This window comes from Candidatus Desulfolinea nitratireducens (assembly GCF_982879505.1).
On sequence record NZ_CEYOSI010000303.1, the window covers coordinates 1 to 520 of the forward strand.

Consider the following 520-nt stretch of genomic DNA (forward strand, 5'->3'; position numbering starts at 1 on the left):
TCCAGGCGTCTATCTGTTTTGGGGCAATCAGCCATCCTTTTGGGCGGTTTGTTGTTTTCTTCTTTGTCTTTTTTTTCTTGCTCATTTTTCCTCGTATGGGAGTAGGGGAGTAGGGAGTAGGGGGTTAGGTTTTTTTACGGCGTCGGGTACTGGAGATTAAGCCGTTGAGTAGCCTGCCGACAGATTCGGCTTGCGTAAATTCACTTTCGTTTGATGAGATGTAGTTCAAGTCTTTGGAAAGGATCAAAAAGTATTTCACCTCTTCGAGAGAAGCCTCGGCGATATTGTAGAAACGAATTTTATCCTGAATTCCTTGTCTTTTGAAACCTTCGGCAATATTCGCAGGGATGGAAACACCCGCCCGTCGCATTTGCGAGACCAGCCCATACTTTTCTTCGCTCGGATAGTTTTTCGTAATGCCATAAACCATCAACACAAATTGATGCGCTTCCTGCCAGACAATCAAATCCTTAAATTTCGCTACGCCCATACTCCCTACTCCCTATTTCTTACTCCATAA

Annotated in this window: 1 protein-coding gene; it reads right to left on the bottom strand. The window is 44.4% G+C overall.

Annotated features, from left to right (window positions below):
• Positions 1-124: 124 nt before the first annotated feature.
• Positions 125-490 (bottom strand): four helix bundle protein, encoded by a 366-nt coding sequence (locus AC3DOM_RS16910; protein WP_487920210.1) that lies wholly within the window; start codon positions 488-490, stop codon positions 125-127.
• Positions 491-520 lie beyond the last annotated feature (30 nt).

Excerpts from the sequence above, each read along its gene's own strand:
- AC3DOM_RS16910 (WP_487920210.1), bottom strand. The coding sequence starts at position 490 with ATGGGCGTAGCGAAATTTAAGGATTTGATTGTCTGGCAGGAAGCGCAT.